Annotated in this window: 15 protein-coding genes; 11 read left to right on the forward strand and 4 right to left on the reverse strand. The window is 71.2% G+C overall.

The genetic code is table 11. The features are described from left to right. Window positions 1-9 precede the first annotated feature (9 nt). Window positions 10-393, reverse strand: coding sequence for a MarR family winged helix-turn-helix transcriptional regulator (locus J4557_RS11250; RefSeq protein ID WP_307799651.1), 384 nt, complete (start codon window positions 391-393; stop codon window positions 10-12). 102 nt (window positions 394-495) lie between these two features. Here J4557_RS11250 and J4557_RS11255 point away from each other — a divergent pair, with 102 nt between their 5' ends. Next, entirely contained in the window at window positions 496-1,947 is a 1,452-nt protein-coding gene (locus tag J4557_RS11255; RefSeq protein ID WP_208266421.1) for an MFS transporter, read from the forward strand. An 81-nt stretch (window positions 1,948-2,028) separates the two neighbouring features. Here the strand turns inward: J4557_RS11255 and J4557_RS11260 are convergent, their stop codons facing one another. Then, entirely contained in the window at window positions 2,029-4,653 is a 2,625-nt protein-coding gene (locus J4557_RS11260; RefSeq protein WP_208266422.1) for a VIT domain-containing protein, read from the reverse strand. Next, window positions 4,650-5,513, reverse strand: a complete 864-nt coding sequence (locus J4557_RS49485) for a MerR family transcriptional regulator (RefSeq protein ID WP_243775569.1) — start codon at window positions 5,511-5,513, stop codon at window positions 4,650-4,652. Before J4557_RS49485 ends, J4557_RS11260 begins: the two co-directional genes overlap by 4 nt. Window positions 5,514-5,747: 234 nt before the next feature. Here J4557_RS49485 and J4557_RS11270 point away from each other — a divergent pair, with 234 nt between their 5' ends. Next, on the forward strand, window positions 5,748-7,544 hold the full coding sequence (locus tag J4557_RS11270; RefSeq protein WP_208266423.1) for an RNA polymerase sigma factor: 1,797 nt from the start codon (window positions 5,748-5,750) through the stop codon (window positions 7,542-7,544). 159 nt (window positions 7,545-7,703) lie between these two features. After that, window positions 7,704-8,894 (forward strand): C40 family peptidase, encoded by a 1,191-nt coding sequence (locus tag J4557_RS11275; RefSeq protein ID WP_243775570.1) that lies wholly within the window; start codon window positions 7,704-7,706, stop codon window positions 8,892-8,894. Between the two features lie 211 nt (window positions 8,895-9,105). On the opposite strand, the gene J4557_RS11280 is transcribed toward J4557_RS11275, so the two are convergent. Then, window positions 9,106-9,597 (reverse strand): inorganic diphosphatase, encoded by a 492-nt coding sequence (locus J4557_RS11280; protein ID WP_208266425.1) that lies wholly within the window; start codon window positions 9,595-9,597, stop codon window positions 9,106-9,108. A 140-nt stretch (window positions 9,598-9,737) separates the two neighbouring features. Here J4557_RS11280 and dacB point away from each other — a divergent pair, with 140 nt between their 5' ends. The 8 genes from dacB to J4557_RS11320 all read left to right on the forward strand — a co-directional run bounded on the left by dacB (window position 9,738) and on the right by J4557_RS11320 (window position 18,703). Next, window positions 9,738-11,126 carry a D-alanyl-D-alanine carboxypeptidase/D-alanyl-D-alanine endopeptidase gene (gene dacB / locus J4557_RS11285; protein ID WP_307799653.1) on the forward strand — a complete coding sequence of 463 codons (1,389 nt, stop codon included), beginning with the start codon at window positions 9,738-9,740 and terminating at the stop codon, window positions 11,124-11,126. A gap of 163 nt (window positions 11,127-11,289) precedes the next feature. Further along, window positions 11,290-12,402, forward strand: a complete 1,113-nt coding sequence (locus J4557_RS11290) for an Rv3626c family coenzyme F420 biosynthesis-associated protein (protein WP_208266509.1) — start codon at window positions 11,290-11,292, stop codon at window positions 12,400-12,402. A gap of 89 nt (window positions 12,403-12,491) precedes the next feature. Continuing rightward, entirely contained in the window at window positions 12,492-13,514 is a 1,023-nt protein-coding gene (tilS, locus tag J4557_RS11295; RefSeq protein ID WP_208266426.1) for a tRNA lysidine(34) synthetase TilS, read from the forward strand. A 96-nt stretch (window positions 13,515-13,610) separates the two neighbouring features. Then, entirely contained in the window at window positions 13,611-14,174 is a 564-nt protein-coding gene (hpt, locus tag J4557_RS11300) for a hypoxanthine phosphoribosyltransferase (RefSeq protein ID WP_208266427.1), read from the forward strand. 322 nt (window positions 14,175-14,496) lie between these two features. Next, the gene (gene ftsH / locus J4557_RS11305; RefSeq protein WP_208266428.1) at window positions 14,497-16,503 is read left to right on the forward strand and encodes an ATP-dependent zinc metalloprotease FtsH; all 2,007 of its coding nucleotides are present in this window, start codon (window positions 14,497-14,499) and stop codon (window positions 16,501-16,503) included. A 5-nt stretch (window positions 16,504-16,508) separates the two neighbouring features. Further along, entirely contained in the window at window positions 16,509-17,123 is a 615-nt protein-coding gene (folE, locus tag J4557_RS11310) for a GTP cyclohydrolase I FolE (RefSeq protein ID WP_208266429.1), read from the forward strand. A 264-nt stretch (window positions 17,124-17,387) separates the two neighbouring features. Beyond that, window positions 17,388-18,269 (forward strand): dihydropteroate synthase, encoded by an 882-nt coding sequence (gene folP / locus J4557_RS11315; protein WP_243775571.1) that lies wholly within the window; start codon window positions 17,388-17,390, stop codon window positions 18,267-18,269. Further along, window positions 18,266-18,703, forward strand: coding sequence for a nuclear transport factor 2 family protein (locus J4557_RS11320; protein ID WP_208266430.1), 438 nt, complete (start codon window positions 18,266-18,268; stop codon window positions 18,701-18,703). The genes folP and J4557_RS11320 overlap by 4 nt, the downstream gene beginning before the upstream one ends. Window positions 18,704-18,705 lie beyond the last annotated feature (2 nt).

Genomic DNA, 18,705 nt, shown 5'->3' on the forward strand with positions numbered 1-18,705 from the left:
CCGGACGCGTCAGGACACGGGGGCGGGCAGGTGCCTGGCGAGGACCTCGATGTGGGTCTTGTGAGCCTCGGCGTGCCGCTCGCGGCCGGCCTCGGTCACGGCGACGAACACGCCGCGGCGGTCCGACTCGCACATCACGCGCTCGACCAGGCCGTGCTTCTCCAGCCGGGCGACCGTCCGTGACAGCGCGCTCTGGCTGAGATACATCGCCGCGGCGATCTCCTGCATGCGGCGCTTCTCACAGTCGACCTCGACGAGCCTGTCGAGGGTCTCGAACTCGCTCATGCTCAGGCCGTGCGCCTCCTGCAGCGAGCGATCGAGATCGCAGGCGACCGTGTTGTAGCACGTCGCCAGCGAGCGCCACCGGCCCACCAGGGCCGTCTCCGACTCCATGCCGCGCATCTTAGCATGCGCGTGCATCAGATGCACACGCATTAAGTTCGTACGAAATTTATGCTTGGACATTGAATGCATGTGCATGTATCGTCCTCCGACGTGACTCTCACCGACACCTCACCCGCCTCTGCCGTCCGCGGGCCGGCCGCCGCGAGCGCGCCTGCCGAACAGGCCTGGACTCCCCGGCTGTGGGGGGTCCTCGCGGTGCTGTGCGCCGTGCTGTTCCTCGACGGACTCGACGTCTCGATGGTCGGCGTCGCGCTTCCCTCGATCGGGACCGAGCTCGGCCTGTCCACCACGTCGCTGCAATGGATCGTCAACGGCTACGTGCTCGGCTACGGCAGCCTGCTGCTGCTCGGCGGACGCACGGCCGACCTTCTCGGCCGCCGCCGGGTCTTCCTCATCGCGCTCGCCGTGTTCGCCGCCGCCTCGCTGGTGGGCGGCCTGGTGAGCGACGGGACGCTGCTCATCGTCACCCGCTTCGTCAAGGGCCTGGCCGCCGCGTTCACCGCGCCGACCGCCCTGTCCATCCTGACCACCACCTTCCACGAGGGACCCGCGCGCAACCGGGCGCTGTCGGTGTTCTCGGTCTTCGGCGCGAGCGGCTACTCCTCCGGGTTGATCCTCGGCGGGCTGCTCACCAGCTTCGGCTGGCGCTGGACGTTCCTGACCCCTGTTCCCCTCGCCCTGGTCGCGCTGGCCGCGGGCATCGCCCTGATCCCGCGGGACAAGCCCGCCGCGGACGGCGGTCACGACCTCGTCGGCGCCGTCACGCTGACCGGTGGCATGCTCCTCGCCGTCTACACCGTCGTCTCGGCGCCGGACCGCGGCTGGCTCGACCCGGTCACGCTCGGCTCCGTGGCGCTCGCCGCCGCCCTGCTGATCGGCTTCGTCGTCACCGAGAACAAGGTGCGGCACCCGCTGATCCGGCTCGGCATCCTGCGGATCGGCACCATCGTCCGCGCCAACCTCAGCATCGTCGCGCTCTTCGGCTCGTACCTGAGCTTCCAGTTCATGATGACCCTGTACCTGCAGGACGTCCTGCACTGGTCGCCGCTCAGGATGGCCATGGCGCTGCTGCCCGCCGGGCTCATCGTGGCGTTCGGCTCCCCGTTCGTCGGCCGGCTGATCGACCGCTACGGGACGCCGCGGCTGATCATCAGCTCCATGACGTCGCTGAGCCTCGGGTACGTGTGGTTCCTGGCCACCGCCGGGAACACCCCGCACTACGCGTTCACCATCCTGCCGACGATGCTCCTGCTGGGCGGCGGCTTCGCGTTCGGCTTCAGCTCGATCATGGCGCAGGCGACCGACGGCATCGACGACTCCGAGCAGGGCCTCGCCTCCGGCCTGGTGCAGACGTCCGGCCAGGTCGGCGCGGCCCTGGTCCTCGCCGTGGTGACCGCGCTGGTCGCGGGCGGCACGGCCGGGGGAGGCGGCGGCTTCGCCGAGTTCCACCCGGGCGTCAACCTGGTCAGCGGCGTCGCGGTGGTCGGCCTGGCGCTGAACCTGATCCCGCTGCTCCGCGTCACGCGCGCGAAGCACGCCTGACCTGCGTGTCCCCGGCCGTCCGCCGGGCCCAGGGGCGGCCTCCCTGCCGGGAGGCCGCCCCTCCGTCGTGGGCAGGCGCTATCACTGGCCTCGCTTCCAGAAGGGACGGCGGGTCGGTGGATGGACGGGCTCGCCGGTGAACTCGCCGAGGGCCTGCAGTGTGCGGGTCCAGAGGTCGTCGACCTCGTGCTTCGGGCTGCTCGTGCTGATGCGGAGCAGAGCCTGGCGGAGCGTCTCCAGCATGCGGAGGGGCTCGGCGTCGGGCGCGAAATGCGCGTGCATGCGTTCGACGACCGACGTCAGCGCCGGAAGCACCTCATGCTGCAGGCGGCCGATGCGGTGGCCGGTGTCCGACGGTGCCCCGCGCAGCGACTCCAGCAGGCGCGCCAGTTCCTGCTTGAAGGCATCGAGGTCGGGCGTCGAGGGCTGCTCGGGTGTGCCGTGGCCGGAGGGCGTGCCGGTGCCGCGCGCCGGGGTCGCGGGGGGCGTGGAGTCCCGGAGGAAGTCGGGCACATCGATGTCGTCGTGATCGTCGAAGACGACCGGGCGCTTGGGAGTGGCCGGTGGGGTGGGCGGTCCACCGGGAGCGGGGGCACCGCCGCCGGCGGGGCGCCTGCTCCGGGGGGCGCTGCCGGGCGCGGCCGGAGCGGCCGGCGGAGGCGCGGCGCTCGGACGCGGAGGTCCGCCGGGAGCCGGCGGCGCGAAGGTGGACGGCGGAGGACCACCCGCAGGCTGTGCGGGAGGAGGCGCCATCAGCGGGCTCGGCGATCCGTACGACACCGCGGGGGCGGGTGCGGCGCCCTCGAACGTCGCGTACAGCCCGTCAGGCCCCGGGGCGGCGGGCGCGGCCCAGCCGTCCGGCACCTCGACCGGCTGGACGACCTGGTGCGGCGCGGCCGAATCGGTCACGACCCGGCTGTCGACGGCGACGAAGGCGGTGAAGCGGCACAGGACTCCGAACCGCAGGGAGGTCTCGACGATGCGGTGTTCGAGGTCCGGGGGTCCGCCGACGGTGTAGCGGTCCTCGAGGTCGCGGAGGTGGGCGCGCGCCCAGATCGCCGTGGCGGCGGGGTTCCGGGCGACGGTGCCGGGCGCCCGCTGCCGCCAGGCGGTGCCGTCGGCCGCGGTGCCCTGAACGGTGATCGATCCGGCGGTCGCTCCGCGGAAGCGCCCCGCGATCACGAGCGGCACTCCCGGGAAGAGGGCGCCCAGGCGGGCGGGCGCCACCGAATCGGAGACGATCTCCAGGCCCTCGGCCCGCAGGGAGAGGCCGGTGGCGAGGGGCGCGCCGATGCGGTGGTGGATCTCGTCCATGGCCTCGTCGAGGCGGTCCTCGGACTCGACCAGCTCGCACCGGCCCTGCCCGATCGAGGCCAGCCGGTTCAGGAAGCCCGCGTTCACGGCGCGGTCGATGCCGACGGTGTGGACGCGCACGCCCTCCAGACGCGGCGCCAGGTGCGCGAGGATCTGGTCCTCGTTGCCGACCTGCCCGTCGGTGATGAGGACCAGCACCCGGTCGCGTTCGGAGCCGGCGACCAGAGCGCAGGCCTCGTTGAGCGGGGTGAGCATCTCGGTGCCGCCGCGGGCGTCCAGCGCGGCCAGGTGCTCGACAGCGCGGAACCGGTTGCGGTCCGTGCCGGCGGCCAGGCCGGAGCCGAGGTCGCGCGGGCGCTCGACGACGGTGTCGAAGGACAGGACGGCGAACCGGTCCTCGTCGCGGAGCGTGTCGACGATCCGCGCGGCGGCGCGCCGGGCGGCGACCATCTTCCAGCCGTGCATGCTGCCCGAGCGGTCGAGGACGAGCACCACGTCGCGGGGGCGCGGCCGGGCGTCGCCCGAGGGGAGGACCGTCAGGCTGAAGGTGCCCTCGTCGCCGCTCTCGTCCGGGACCAGCGACAGTGCCGCGCTCTCCCGCGGCGCGAAACCCAGCCGCAGGACGAAGTCGCGGTCGAGGCGCTCGCCGGGACGGAGCCGGACCGTGGTGCGGTCGCCGCCGCTCTCCTCGGTCACCACGTGCAGGGCCGAGCGGATCTCGGTGAGCGGCAGACCGGACGGGTCGATGTCGGCGCTGATCGCGAGCCGGACCGGGTTGGGGAACCCCGGCAGCAGGACGGGCGGGCTGATCCGGGACGCGTCCGGCACCGCCTCGGTGTCCTCGGCCACTCCGCCGCCCGCGGCCTCGTCGTCCAGCGGCGTTCCCGGGATGTAGCGAGGGGCGACGACGAGCGGGAAGCGGAACGTCGCCGTGGAGGACGATTCGTGCGGCAGCGGCTGGGTGAGCGACAGCCGGATCGTCACCCGCTCGCCCGGCAGGATGTTGCCCACCTGCATGGTGAACACGTCCGGGCGGTCCTCCTCGGCGAGGGCGGCGCGCTGCCCTGCCGCTATGGCGGCGCTGTAGTCCTGGCGGGCCTGGCCGCGTTCCTTCAACGTCCCCTCGATGACCCGGTCGTCCGCCTCCATGCGCAGCGCGGTCACGGCGGCGCGGTCGGGCAGGGGGAAGATGTAGGTCGCTTCCAGAGGCACGTCGAACGGGTTGCGGAAGCCCTGGAGGACCTCGACTCCGGCGGCGAGACCGATGATCGCCGCGTGCACGTCGACGGTGTCGAGCGGGAGGTTGCCCCGGTCGGTGGCCAGGGCGCCGAGCCCGCCGCCGGGTTCCGCGGGCGCGTCGGTCTCGGGCAGGGGGAGTATGCGGACGGTCATTGCGGCCTCCGGGGAGGATCGGCGGGCGGGCGAGCGGAGTCTGCGGGGGAGGCGATGAGCCCCCGCGCGGCCAGCTCGTCGAGCAGCGGCCGCGCGGCGGTCTCGATGGCGTGGAGGTCGTCGGCGCTGAGCGAGCCGGCCTCCAGCAGGAGGGTGAGGTCGGGTGCGAGGCGGACGCCTTGCACGACGGGCGGAACCGGACGGGGATAGTCCGACGCCACGGTGGCGCGGCCGAAGGACATGTCGGGACGGGCATCCCAAAAGCGACCCCTGGTCTGCGCTTCGCCATCGGCCGTCTGCGCACCGTCCACCTGCTGCGCACTGGCCGATCGCGGCGCTTCATCGGCCTGCTGCGCGCCGCCGGCGGGCGGTCCGGTTTCCGCGGACGCCGCGCGCGGGGTCGCGGTGTCGTCAAGCGGGGCGGCTTCGGGGTGCGGCCTGGCCGGCCGCCGCACCGAATCAGCCGTTTCCGCGTCGGACACCGAACTCGTCGAAGGCGATCCGGTGGCCGGGGGCAGCACTTCAGCCGCGGATTCCATGGCGCCGGGCGGAAGGGCGGCTATGCGTTCGAGGGCGGCGTCGGTCGCCGCGGCGAGTTCGAGTTGGATCTCGGCGATCGTGCGGCCCGCCGCCTGGCGCCGCTTGACCGCGACCAGCTGGAGGAGGTGCCGCGGGCCGTAGAGCGCGGTGCGGCCGCGTCGGCCCGCGGGCGGGTCGACCAGCCCGATGGTGGTGTACCAGCGGATCAGCCGCTCGTTGGGCAGGTCGCGCACCCGGCCGTTGACCTGCGCGGACTCGCCGGCGGCGAGCACCGCGACAGCGTGCTCCGCCAACTCTCCGATGGTCCAGGTGACGTCCATGGCTCGATGATGACACTGTCATGATGACAGTGTCAAACCCGCAGGCCCGATGGCGGGTGCGACTCCGGTCGGCGGCCGGATGGAAGGCGGGAGAACGGGCGAATCCCCGCTAAAACCGTCAAATGCAACACTCGGGAAAAGCATCCGAAAATGCGGAAGAATTGAGCGGTGCCACTCAGTTCGATCTTGTGAAATTGCCAGTAAAGACCTTCGGGAGGCTTTACCTTTTCTGGCATGAACGACCATCTCCTGGTCGAGGCGCTGCGCGAGCGCGACACCGGCGCCCCGGCCGCCATGTACGCGGCCTACGCCGATCGGCTCTACGCCTACTGCTGGTTCCAGTTGCGGGAGCGGGACGCCGCACAGGTCGCGCTGCGCGACACGTTCGTCGTCGCCGAGGCGCACATCGGCAAGCTGCGCGATCCGGACCGGTTCGGGCCGTGGCTGTACGCCATCGCGCGGCTGGAGTGCGCCCGGCGGTCGCCGGTGCGCAAGCGGGCGCCCGACCTGCCGGTCGCCAGCCACGACCAGGAGGACGTCGACCAGAGGATCACCGCCTGGGAGGCCGTGGCGTCGCTCCGGGCCGTCTCCAGGGAAGTCCTCGAGCTACGGGTCCGGCACCAGATGTCCGTTCCGGATCTGGCGGCCATCCTCGACGTGCCGGTCAAGGAAGCCGAGGCGGCCCTGGAGCGCGCGCACGCCGAACTCGAAGCGGCGCTGACGGCGGAGATCCTCGTGAAGCAGGGCCCGTACGGTTGCGCGGAACGTGCCCGGCTGCTGCGGCAACGGCACGGTGACCTCACCGCGGAACTGGGCGAGCGGCTCCTGGTGCATGCCCAGGAATGCTCCGCCTGCGGCCCGTTCCGGCCGCGCAGCGTATCGGCGGCCAAGGTGTACGGGCTGCTCCCGGACGCGGACCCGCCCGAGGAACTGCGGCTCCGGGTGCTGAGCTGCTTCATGGATTCCGAACTCGTCGGCTACCGGTTGTTCGTGGCCACACGCGTCACCGAGTTCACCTCGGCCGGGTTCCCTGTGCAGCCGGGGCCGTCCGCGGGCCAGGTCCGGGTGCCTCGCCCCAGAAAGCGGCTCTTCCCACGAAGGCGGCCGAAGGGGGAGCGCGGTGTATTACCGCCCGAGGGGCTGGCCGCACAGGCTGCACATGCCCTTGCCGTGCTCGTGATGGTGGCGGTCCTCTTCAGCGGTGGGATCGCCGCCGTGCGCGGGTTGTTCGGCCAGGCGGAGGACACCGGCCGGGCGGGCGGTCTTGGGGGACCCATGCCCAGTGCGGTGACCGGTCTCGCCCACAGTCCGATGCCTGACGGCCGTGCACCGAGGGGAGGCCGCAGTGGCGTCGTCGACGTCGCGCCGGTGTCGGCCACCTTTCCGTTGGGCTCGTTAGGCTCCTCCGCACCGCCCACCGCCCTGTACCCGTCACCTCCTTCACCGGCGCAGGGAGGCGCCCTTCCCTCCCCGACGAACCCGTCGGGCGCCCTTGCGGTGTCCCCGCTGTACCTGGACCTTGCCGCAGGCTCAGGTGGCTCAGTGGAACTGCAGGCGACGGGAGGGCCGGTGGCGTGGAGCGCCAGGACCTGGGGCGCGCTCCGATTGAGTAGATCCTCCGGGCGATTGGGGGCCGGCCAGACCGTCACCGTCTCCGTGTACGTGTCCCGCCGATCGCGCGCGCGGGGAGAGGGCGGCATCTCGTTCCAGCCGGGTGGAATCCAGGTGTGCGTCACCTGGCGTGCCGATACCCCGGGCACGCCAGGTGGCGGCTCGACTCCCACTCCTCCACCGACGGGGCCCGGCACGGGCGCTCCGTCCACTCCGACCGAGACGAACCGGCCGGGTGATCCGCCGACGTCGTCCGAACCGGACCCGCCGTCGTCTGCACCGCCGCGCTCGGACCCGCCTCCGCCGTCCGATCCGGCGCCCTCGGGCGGGGAACCGGATCCGCCGTCGTCGGACCCGCCCGCCTCTTCCTCGGCGTCCGGTCCGCCGTCCCCCTCGAACGGAAGCGCGACGCCCGCGTGACGGACGTTCCGATTGTTGCCCGTCTCAACTACGCTTCGTAGGTGATCATTTGCGCTAAGTAAAACACGCCAGGGGGAGGACGTGTTCATGGGACCGAGCGCAGTAGAGCCTCGCCGTCGCGGAACGGCGACCTCCGCCAGGAACACGACCCTCCGCCTGATGGTGTTCTCCGCCGGGATGGCGGTCGGCATGAGCTGGCTGGTCCCGCCGGTGTCGGCCCGTACCGCGCCCCGTGTCGCGGGCAAGCCCGTTCCGAGCGCGCGCGACGTCGAGAAGAGCCGGCAGCTGGTGAGGGACCGTGCCGCGGCCATCGGCCGGACGAAGGCCGAACTCGCGCAGGCGGACGGTGAGCTGGACGGGCTGAACGCGGCGGCCGAGACGGCGGTGGAACGTTACAACGGGGAGCGGCTCAAACTGGAACGGTCCCAGCAGGCCTACCGCGACACACAGCAGCGGCTGACCGAGGCGGCCCGCAGGGTGGGCGAGGCCCAGGACCAGCTGGCGTCGTTCGCCGCGCGCGTGTACCAGGACAACACCGGCTACGACCGCGTCTCCTCCGCAATCTCCGGGAGGGGCGGCCCGCAGGGCTTCATGGACCGGGCGGGGATGGTGGACGTCCTGGCCGAGCAGCGGACCGCGATGGTCCGCCGGGTCGAGGCGGCCAAGACCGTCGCCGACGTGTTCCGCAGGCAGGCCCAGACCGCGCTTCAAGAGCAGACGGCCGCGACCAGGAGCGCGGAAGACGCGAAGGGGCGGGCTCAGGCGGCGGTCGCGGCACAGCAGGCGTCCATCCGGCGGATCGCCGACCGCAAGCGCGGGCTGGAGAAGCGGCTCGGTGCGGCCCAAGCGCGCGCGGAGCGGCTCGCGCGCGAACGGGAACGGGCGCTCGAAGCACGCGCGGCCCGCAAGGCGCGGGCCGGCCTGGAAACGGCGAACGTCGTCCGACGCGGTGTGACCGTGGCGCGAGCGGCGCTCGAATGGCTCGGCACCCCCTACTCCTGGGGCGGAGGCACGTACGAAGGCCCCAGCCTGGGAGTCGACCAGGGCGCCGGCACTCTCGGCTTCGACTGCTCGGGCCTGGCCATGTACGCGTGGAGCAAGGCGGGCGTCCGGCTCGACCACTGGACGGGCACCCAGTGGACGTCGGGACCGCACGTCCCCGTCGGCAGGCTCCGCCCGGGCGATCTGGTGTTCTTCGCCACCGACACCTCGAACCCCGGCACCATCCACCACGTGGGCGTCTACATCGGCGGCGGGCGAATGGTGGAGGCGCCCTACACGGGCGCGCGCGTGCGCATCTCCAGCATCCACCGGAGCGATCTGATCGGAGCCACGCGTCCTGCGGGCTGAACGTGGCGTCGCATGGCACGGGCAGGTGAGCGCGCATGGCCCGCGCCGTCGCGGACGCTCTCCGTGCGGAAGCGAGAACCCTTCCGTACGGTCTCCCGTACGGAAGGGTTCTACGCGAATCCTGACGCGCGTACGGCGGGGAGCGGATCTACGCCGTGGCGCGCCTTCCGGATCCGGCCCGCGTAGGGGACCGGGAGTGCCCGGGCGCGGGTCAGTGACCGCCCCTGTCGGCCTCGCGCTTGCGGGACCGCTCGATCTCGGCCTCCGCCTCGACGCGCCCCACCCAGCTGGCGCCCTCGACGGACTTGCCGGGCTCCAGGTCCTTGTAGACCTCGAAGAAGTGCTGGATCTCGAGCCGGTCGAACTCGGGGACGTGGTGGATGTCGCGCAGGTGCTCCATGCGCGGGTCCGTCGCGGGGACGCACAGGACCTTGTCGTCACCACCGGCCTCGTCCGTCATCCGGAACATCCCCACCGCGCGGCAGCGGATGAGGCACCCTGGGAACGTCGGCTCCTGGAGCAGCACCAGCGCGTCCAGAGGGTCGCCGTCCTCGCCCAGCGTGTTCTCGATGAACCCGTAGTCGGCGGGGTACTGCGTCGAGGTGAACAGCATGCGGTCGAGCCGGATGCGGCCGGTCTCGTGGTCCACCTCGTACTTGTTCCGCTGGCCCTTCGGGATCTCAATGGTGACGTCGAAATCCAAGATGTCCTCCGCTCCCTGCGCGGTCGCAGTGAATAGTCTTTCGGGGGTCTGTGCGGGCGAGGCCGACCCCCACAGGGGTGAGTTCCCTTATATAAGGATGTCGCACGTTGGTGAGTGCTGAGTGGGAGAGGGGCGGTCACGTGCCTGCACGCGGTCGTGCCCTTGCCGTACTGTCGCTGTCCCTCCTTAACGTTTTCATCGTCGGCGCGGGGCTGGCAGTGGTGAAACTCACACCGGCCCGGCACCTGTCCCCGCAGCCGCCGGGCGTGGCGGCGCGCGATCTGGTGCGGTCGTCGGCCCGGATCCCCGTCGCCGATCCCGCCGGGGGGCGCGCGCCGAACCCCCAAGCCCTGTCGGGCCGGCTGGCGGCGCTCATCGGCGGTCCGAAGGCGAAGATCAACGCCGTGGTCGTGGACGCGGAGACCGGCCGTGCGCTGTTCGCGCAGCGCGCGGACCAGCCCGCCACGCCCGCCTCCACGACCAAGCTGGCGACGACCGTCGCCGCACTGGCCACTGTCGGTCCCTCCCACCGGATCACCACTCAGGTCGTGCGCGGTACCGGTGGCGGGATCGTCCTCGTGGGAGGCGGGGACCCTACCTTGACGGCCCTTCCCGCGCGCGCGGACGAGGGCCACCCGCCGTACGCATCGCTGCTGGATCTCGCGAAGCAGACCGCCACCGCGCTCAAGGCGTCCGGTGTGACGCGGGTGCGCGTGGACTACGACGCCTCGGCGTACCAGGGGCCGCGGACAGCGGCCGGGTGGAAGCCGAACTATCTGCCTGAAGGCGAGTTGGCGCCGGTCACCGCCCTGACCGTGGACGAGGGACGTGTCTCCCCAGCGGATCCGACCAAGCGCGCGCGGGTCTCGGACCCGCCGGCAGCGGCCGCGAGCATCTTCGCGAGCCTCCTGGCCAGAAACGGGGTGGCGGCAAAGGCGGGGCGCAGGACCGTCGCGCAGAAGGGGGCGGCGCGCCTGGGCGCGGTCCAGTCCCCGCCGCTGTCCGCGCTGATCGAGCATCTGCTGACCGAGAGCGACAACGACGTGGCCGAGGCGGTGGCCCGGCAGGTGGCCATGAAGCTCGGGCGTCCGGCCACGTTCGTGGACGGGGCGCAGGCGGTGCGGCAGACGCTTGCGAAGCTCGGTGTCACGCAGGGGGTGTCGGTCAACGACGGCAGCGGCCTGTCGCCGCGGAACCGCATCACGCCGCTCGCGCTCGCCCGCATCATCGCCCTTGCGGCGAACCCCGCGCACCCGCAGCTGCGTTCGGTCATCACCGGCCTGCCCATAGCGGGGTTCTCGGGCACCTTGAGGCCGCCGCGTTACACGATCGCCACCAGCCAGGCCGCTGCGGGCGTCGTGCGCGCGAAGACGGGAACGCTGGCCGGGGTCAGCACCCTGGCCGGGCTCACCTACGACGCCGACGGGCGGCTGCTGACGTTCGCGTTCATGGCGGGGGACGGGAAGGGGCCGGTGGACCCGGGCAAGCTCGACCAGCTCGCGGCCGCCGTCGCCACCTGCGGCTGCTGAGGCACGGCGGCCTGCGGCCGCTGATCGTCCGCACCTGCGGGCGCCCGCCGGAGTGTGGGCGGGGCCGTACGGGAGATAACCAGAACGGTTGTTCGTTGAACGATCGTGCAGGGGCGCCCAGGCGCCGTGTCCGAAAAGTACGGTGGAGCACATGAGCGCCTCAATGATCGACTGGAACGTCGCGGTGCAGGCGGGGACCCGTCTGGTACGTCCAGGACCGCAGGTCAGCCACGAGGAGGCCCGTGCGGTCGTGGCGGAGCTGCGCGAGCTGTCGAGGGACGCGCACGGGCACGTGCGGGACTTCACCGGCATGGCCTCCGAGCTCGATCCGGCGCCGGCGACGGTCGTGGACAGGCCCGGATGGATCCGCGCCAACGTGGACGGCTTCCGGGTGGTGCTGGAACCGCTCATGGAGCAGATGTCCGAGCGCCGCGGCCCCGGCCCGCTGGGCGGCGCCGGCAATGTGGTCGTGCAGGCGGTCGGTTCGCGCGTGACCGGAATGCAGGTGGGCGCGATCCTCGCCTACATGGCCAGCCGTGTGCTGGGCCAGTACGAGCTGTTCTTGCCGCCGGACCCGTCCGGGCAGGCTCCGACCGGACGCCTCACCCTGGTGGCGCCCAACATCGTCCATGTGGAGCAGGAGCTCGGCGTCCACACGCGCGACTTCCGGCTATGGGTGTGCCTGCACGAGGAGACGCACCGCGCCCAATTCACCGGCGTCCCGTGGCTGCGCGAGTACGTGCAGGACCAGATGACCCAGTTCCTGCTGGCGTCCGACCTGGACCCCGGTGTGATGCTGGACCGCATCCGGGACGCCGCGGAGGCCGTCGCCGATGCGATGCGCGGCGGGGACGCGAACCTCATCGACGCGATCCAGACCCCCGAGCAGCGCAAGATCCTGGACCGGCTCACCGCGGTGATGACCCTGGTCGAGGGGCACGGCGACTACGTCATGGACGCGGTCGGTCCCGAGGTCGTGCCCTCGGTGGAGCAGATCCGCTCCCGGTTCCAGGGACGCCGCGACGGCGGATCCAAGCTGGACAAGACGATCCGCCGCCTGCTCGGCATCGACCTCAAGATGAAGCAGTACGCGGAGGGCTCGCGGTTCGTCCGGCGGGTCGTCGCGGAGGCGGGCATGACCGGGTTCAACCAGATCTGGCAGTCCCCGGAGACCCTCCCCTCGCACGACGAGATCAAGGAGCCGGCCCAGTGGATGAGCCGGGTCATCGGCCCGCGCGCCATCGACGTGGCCCCGCCGGAGGCCAGCGAGGCGTGACGCCATTCCAGGACATGCGCGCCTAGCCACCGCGAGGAGAGCGGAGACCGCTTCCGCCATGCCGCACCGTCCGGTGGTAGACGTTTCCCATGGGGCCTGATCCGGCGGTGGCGGCGGTGCGGCTGGCGGTGCGGCGCGTCCTGGCCGATCTGCCCGCCGGAGCGATGACGCTCGTGGCGTGCAGTGGCGGCGCCGATTCCTTGGCGCTCGCGGGAGCCCTTGCCTTCGAGGCGCCCAGGGCGGGGCTCCAAGCGGGCGGCATCACGATCGACCACGGCCTGCAGGACGGATCGGGCGCGCGCGCGGACGCGGTCGTCCGTACGCTCGCCGACCTTGGGTTGGACCCTGCCGGGTCGGTGGCGGTCACCGTGGACGGTGAGGGCGGCATGGAGAACGCTGCCCGCAACGCCCGCTACGCGGCGTTGGACCGCGCCGCTGATCGGCTGGGCGTGGCGGCGGTCCTTCTGGGCCATACCCGCGACGATCAGGCGGAGACCGTGCTGCTGGGGCTGGCGCGTGGTTCGGGAGCGCGCTCCCTGGCGGGGATGCCCCCGGCCCTCAAGCGTCCGACCGCTCGGGGCCATGTTCTTTATCTCCGCCCCCTGCTGGAACTCGACCGGGCGACTATGCGTAGGGCCTGCCTGGCGATGGGGCTGGAGCCCTGGGACGACCCTCACAACGACGACCCTGCCTACACGCGCGTGCGCGTAAGGCACCGGGCTCTGCCGGTGCTGGAGGAGACGATCGGGCCGGGCGTGGCCGAGGCGCTGGCGCGAACGGCCCGGATGCTGCGCGATGATGCCGACGCTCTGGACGGTCTCGCCGCGCGCGCTTACGACGAACTCCTCGACGACGCGTTCGAACACTCCGCAGAAGGCCACACCGTCGCGATCCGTGTGGACGGTCTCGAAGAACTGCACAGAGCCGTCCGAACCCGCGTCTTGCGGATGGCCGCGGTGAAAGCGGGCAGCCCACCGGGTACGCTCGCGGCCGTCCATGTCGATGCAGTGGATCGGCTGGTCACGGCCTGGCACGGCCAGCGGCAGGTCGACCTGCCCGGGGGTCTCCGAGCGTTCCGGCGGTATGGGAGGCTGCTGTTCGGCCCGGTTTGACGCCATGTCGTGTGCGACTCGTCACACGGTGTGCCCGTCGCGCAAGGCGTCCGCTCCGTGCGGCGGGCGAAGAGTCACAACGATGAGGGTGGGGTTGTGGACGAGAAGGACCTGGGCAACGACCTGGCGAAGGTGCTGATCCCCGAGGCCGACCTTCAGGCGAAGGTGCGCGAGCTCGCCGCGCAGATCGACGCCGACTACGAGGGCAGGGACCTGCTCCTCGTCGGCGTCCTGAAGGGCGCCGTCATGATCATGGCGGACCTGGCGCGCGCGCTGCACACGCCGGCCTCGATGGACTGGATGGCCGTCTCGTCCTACGGGTCGGGCACCAAGTCGTCGGGCGTGGTCCGCATCCTCAAGGACCTGGACACCGACATCATCGACCGCCACGTGCTCATCGTGGAGGACATCGTCGACTCGGGCCTGACGCTGTCGTGGCTCGTCAGCAACCTGCGCTCGCGCGGCCCGGCGTCCCTGGAGATCTGCGCGCTGCTGCGCAAGCCCGAGGCGGTGAAGACCGACCTCGACGTCAGGTACATCGGGTTCGACATCCCCAACGAGTTCGTCATCGGGTACGGGCTCGACTACGCGGAGAAGTACCGGAACCTGCCCTTCGTGGGGACTCTGGCGCCCCACGTGTACGGCGGAGGAGGCTCCTGAACCCGTCCGTGCGCCACCTACGGTCGTTCCGTGGGAGCCCCCAGGGAACAAGGGGCCGTGACGGATCGTTGCAAAGGTCGTTGACGGGTATATGAAGAGGATCAGGAGATCGCCGCTGGCTGCGTCTCCTGTGCCCTGCGGTGTACCGTCACTATCCCGGGCCCTCGGGTCAGGGAGCCATGTGAGGGAGACCGCCTCGGTGGGTCCGGAGCCCCGGGCGACGGGCCTTGTTGGTCGCAGTGGCGTCCGCCCCCCGGGACGGGCGAGGATCGCACACAGACGTTGGTCAGGAGGGACGGGCCCCGTAGGGGTAACCGGATAAATGGACGTGAAGCGCTATTTTCGCGGGCCGCTGCTGTGGATCCTGCTGTTCGGCCTTTTGGTCGCCCTGGTGATGTGGGGCGTCAACCCCGGCCGTTCGTTCGAGAAGACCGACACCTCCAGGGTGGTCCAGGAGATCGATGCTGGACAGGTGAAGTCCGCGAAGATCGTGGACAAGGACCAGCGGATCGAGGTCACGCTCAAGAACGGCAAGCAGCAGCAGGCCTCGTGGGTCGACGGCCAGGGCCTGCAGTTGCAGAACCAGTTGCAGAAGCAGGCCGACGCGGGCAAGCTGCCCGGCGGCTACAACGTTGATGTCCCCAAGCAGAGCTTCTTCCTGAACCTGCTGTTCAGCCTGCTGCCCATCGTGGTCATCGTGCTGATCTTCCTGTTCATCATGAACCAGATGCAGGGCGGCGGCTCGCGGGTGATGAACTTCGGCAAGTCCAAGGCGAAGCTCATCACCAAGGACACCCCGAAGACCACCTTCGCCGACGTGGCCGGGGCCGACGAGGCCCTGGAGGAGCTGGAAGAGATCAAGGACTTCCTGCAGAACCCGGCGAAGTTCCAGTCGATCGGCGCGAAGATCCCCAAGGGCGTGCTGCTGTACGGCCCGCCCGGCACCGGTAAGACGCTCCTCGCGCGCGCGGTGGCCGGCGAGGCGGGCGTGCCGTTCTACTCGATCTCCGGTTCCGACTTCGTCGAGATGTTCGTCGGTGTCGGCGCCTCCCGGGTGCGCGACCTGTTCGAGCAGGCCAAGACCAACGCCCCCTCGATCATCTTCATCGACGAGATCGACGCCGTCGGCCGGCACCGCGGCGCGGGCCTCGGCGGCGGCCACGACGAGCGCGAGCAGACGCTGAACCAGCTGCTCGTGGAGATGGACGGCTTCGACGTCAAGGGCGGCGTGATCCTGATCGCGGCGACCAACCGCCCCGACATCCTTGACCCGGCGCTGCTGCGTCCCGGTCGGTTCGACCGGCAGGTCACCGTGGACCGTCCCGACCTGGAGGGCCGCAAGGGCATCCTGCGGGTGCACGGCCGCGGCAAGCCGTTCGCCCCGGACGTCGACCTGGACGTCATCGCGCGCCGCACCCCCGGGTTCACCGGCGCGGACCTCGCGAACGTGATCAACGAGGCGGCGCTGCTGACCGCGCGCTTCGACCGCAAGCTGATCGACATGGACACCCTCGAGGAGTCCATCGACCGCGTCATGGCCGGGCCGGAGCGCAAGACCCGGGTGATGTCGGAGAAGGAAAAGAAGATCATCGCCTACCACGAGGGCGGGCACGCGCTGGTGGCGCACGCGCTGCCGAACTCCGACCCCGTGCACAAGGTGACGATCCTCCCGCGCGGGCGCGCGCTGGGGTACACCATGACCCTGCCGATGGAGGACAAGTTCCTCACCACGCGCTCGGAGATGACCGACCAGCTGGCCATGCTGCTGGGCGGGCGGACCGCGGAGGAACTGGTCTTCCACGAGCCGACCACGGGCGCGGCCAACGACATCGAGAAGGCCAGCTCCATCGCCCGCAACATGGTGACCGAGTACGGCATGAGCGAGCGCCTCGGCGCCCGCAAGTTCGGCACCGGGCAGGGTGAGGTCTTCCTCGGCCGCGACATGGGCCACGAGCGGGACTACTCCGAGGACATCGCGTCGGCGATCGACGACGAGGTGCGCCGCTACATCGAGGCCGCCCACGACACCGCGTGGGAGATCCTCATGGAGTACCGGGACGTCCTGGACGACCTGGTGGTCAACCTCATGGAGAAGGAGACCCTCTCCAAGGAGCAGGTGCTGCGGATCTTCGCTCCGATCCAGAAGCGGCCGCACCAGAACTCCTACACCGGCTACGGCAAGCGCCTCCCGTCGGACCGCCCGCCGGTGCTCACGCCCAAGGAACTGGCTCTGCTGGGCCCGCAGGACGTGACCGACCTGACCAAGAACAACGGCCAGGGCGGCGGCGTCACCTCCGAGTCCGCCGACCCGGCCCCGGGCGAAAGCTGACCGCCTTGGCCATCCCCTACGACGAAGCGCCCGTGCAGGAGGACCCTCCGGGGTTCGACCACGCGCGGATCGAGAAGGCGGTGCGCGAGATCCTGTTTGCGATCGGGGAGGACCCCGAACGCGACGGGCTCCGCGACACCCCGGCGCGGGTCGCCCGTGCGTACGCCGAGCAGTTCGCCGGCCTGCGCCAGCGGCCCGAGGACGCGCTGACGACGGTGTTCGACGCCGACCATGAGGAAATGGTCCTGGTGAAGGACATCGAGGTGTACAGCGTGTGCGAGCACCACCTGGTGCCGTTTCACGGGGTGGCTCACGTCGGGTACACGCCCAACAAGAAGGGGCAGATCACCGGCCTGTCGAAGCTGGCCCGGCTGGTCGACGTGTACGCGCGTCGCCCGCAGGTGCAGGAGCGGCTGACGAGCCAGGTGGCGGACGCGCTGATGCGGGTGCTGGAGCCGCGCGGCGCGATCGTCGTGATCGAGGCCGAGCACCTGTGCATGACCATGCGGGGGGTGCGCAAGCCGGGCGCCAAGACGGTGACCTCGGCGGTGCGCGGGGACTTCCGCGATCATGCGGAGACCCGCAGCGAGGCGATGAGCCTGATCCTGGGCCGCCCCTGACCCTCGCCCGCATCTCGATTCCCCGGAACGTCCGAACGGGCCTCAGCGTCGCGCTGAGGCCCGTTCGGCATGTGATGGGTGGGCGGCGGCGGACGGGCGGGACGTGAGCGCCCCTCCGAGACGCGGCCGCCGGTCGAGCGGCCGACGGACGGCTTCGGCGAGCAGGACGGATCCGCGCCGAGCCGCCTAGAGCAGGTCTACGACGGGGCTAGAGCGGCCCGGGGCACGATCTCAAGGGGTGCGGGCAAGGCATAGGGTTGGTGCATGACCAGTGCCGCCGTTCCGGGGCTGCCCCAGCCGGGCCGATGCCTCGTCATGGGCGTGGTCAACGTCACCCCGGACTCGTTCTCCGACGGGGGGAACTGGTTCGACCCGGAGAAGGCCGTCAAGCACGGCCTGGACCTCGTCGCCGAGGGCGCCGACATCGTCGACGTGGGCGGCGAGTCCACGCGCCCTGGAGCGCAGCGGGTGTCGCTGGACGAGGAACTCCGCCGCGTGGTGCCCGTCATCAGGGCGCTCACGGAGGAGAACGTCCCGGTCAGCGTCGACACCATGCGCGCGGAGGTGGCGGAGGCCGCCGTCGCCGTGGGTGCCCGTCTCGTGAACGACGTGAGCGGCGGCCTGGCCGATCCGGACATGCCCCGTGTGGTGGCCGCGGCCAACGTGCCCTACGTGGTGATGCATTGGCGCGGCCACAGCCACGACATGCAGACCCGGTCCGTCTACGCCGACGTGGTCCGTGAGGTGCGCGAGGAACTGCTGCACCGCGTCGATGCGGTCCTGCGGGAGGGCGTCGACCCGTCGATGGTCGTCCTCGACCCCGGGCTGGGATTCGCCAAGAGCCCGACCGCCGGTCACAACTGGGCCCTGCTGGCCCACCTGGACGAGTTCATCGGCACCGGCTACCCCCTTCTCGTGGGCGCCTCCCGCAAGAGTTTCTTCACGACCCTGCTGGCCGAGCCGGACGGGACGCGCCGCCCGTTCGCGGAGTGCGACGACGCCACCGTCGCCGTCACGGCCCTCGCCGCGACCGCCGGTGCGTGGTGCGTCCGCGTGCACCGGGTACGTCCGAACGTGGACGCCGTACGCGTGGCGGCCGCGATCGAGGCCGCCCGTCCCATGCACCCCGGAGGCGACCAGCGATGAGCCGTGCAGTGAACCGCGCCGACCTGGAAGAGGTCCACGCCGAGTTCTACGCCGCCTTCGAAGCGGGGGACTTCGACCGCATGTCCGACGTGTGGGCGGAGGGCCCCTACGCGGCGGGCGTCTCCTGCGTGCATCCCGGCTGGACCATGCTGCGCGGGCGCGAGGAGGTCCTCCGCTCGTGGGCGCTCATCATGGCCAACACCACCTACATCCAGTTCGTGCTGACCGACGTCGAGACGGACGTCTACGGCGATCACGCGGTGGTCACCTGCAAGGAGAACGTCCTCACCGCGGACGAGGACACCGAGGCCGGCTTCCTCGCGGGAGGAAGCATCGTGGCCACGAAGCTGTTCGTCCGCGTCGACGGGCAGTGGAGGCTCCTGCTGCACCACGGCTCGCCCGTCCTCAACCCCGCGGATGCAGAGGAAGAATGAGC

The sequence above is a fragment of the Actinomadura nitritigenes genome (assembly GCF_017573545.1).
Lineage (GTDB): Bacteria > Actinomycetota > Actinomycetes > Streptosporangiales > Streptosporangiaceae > Spirillospora > Spirillospora nitritigenes.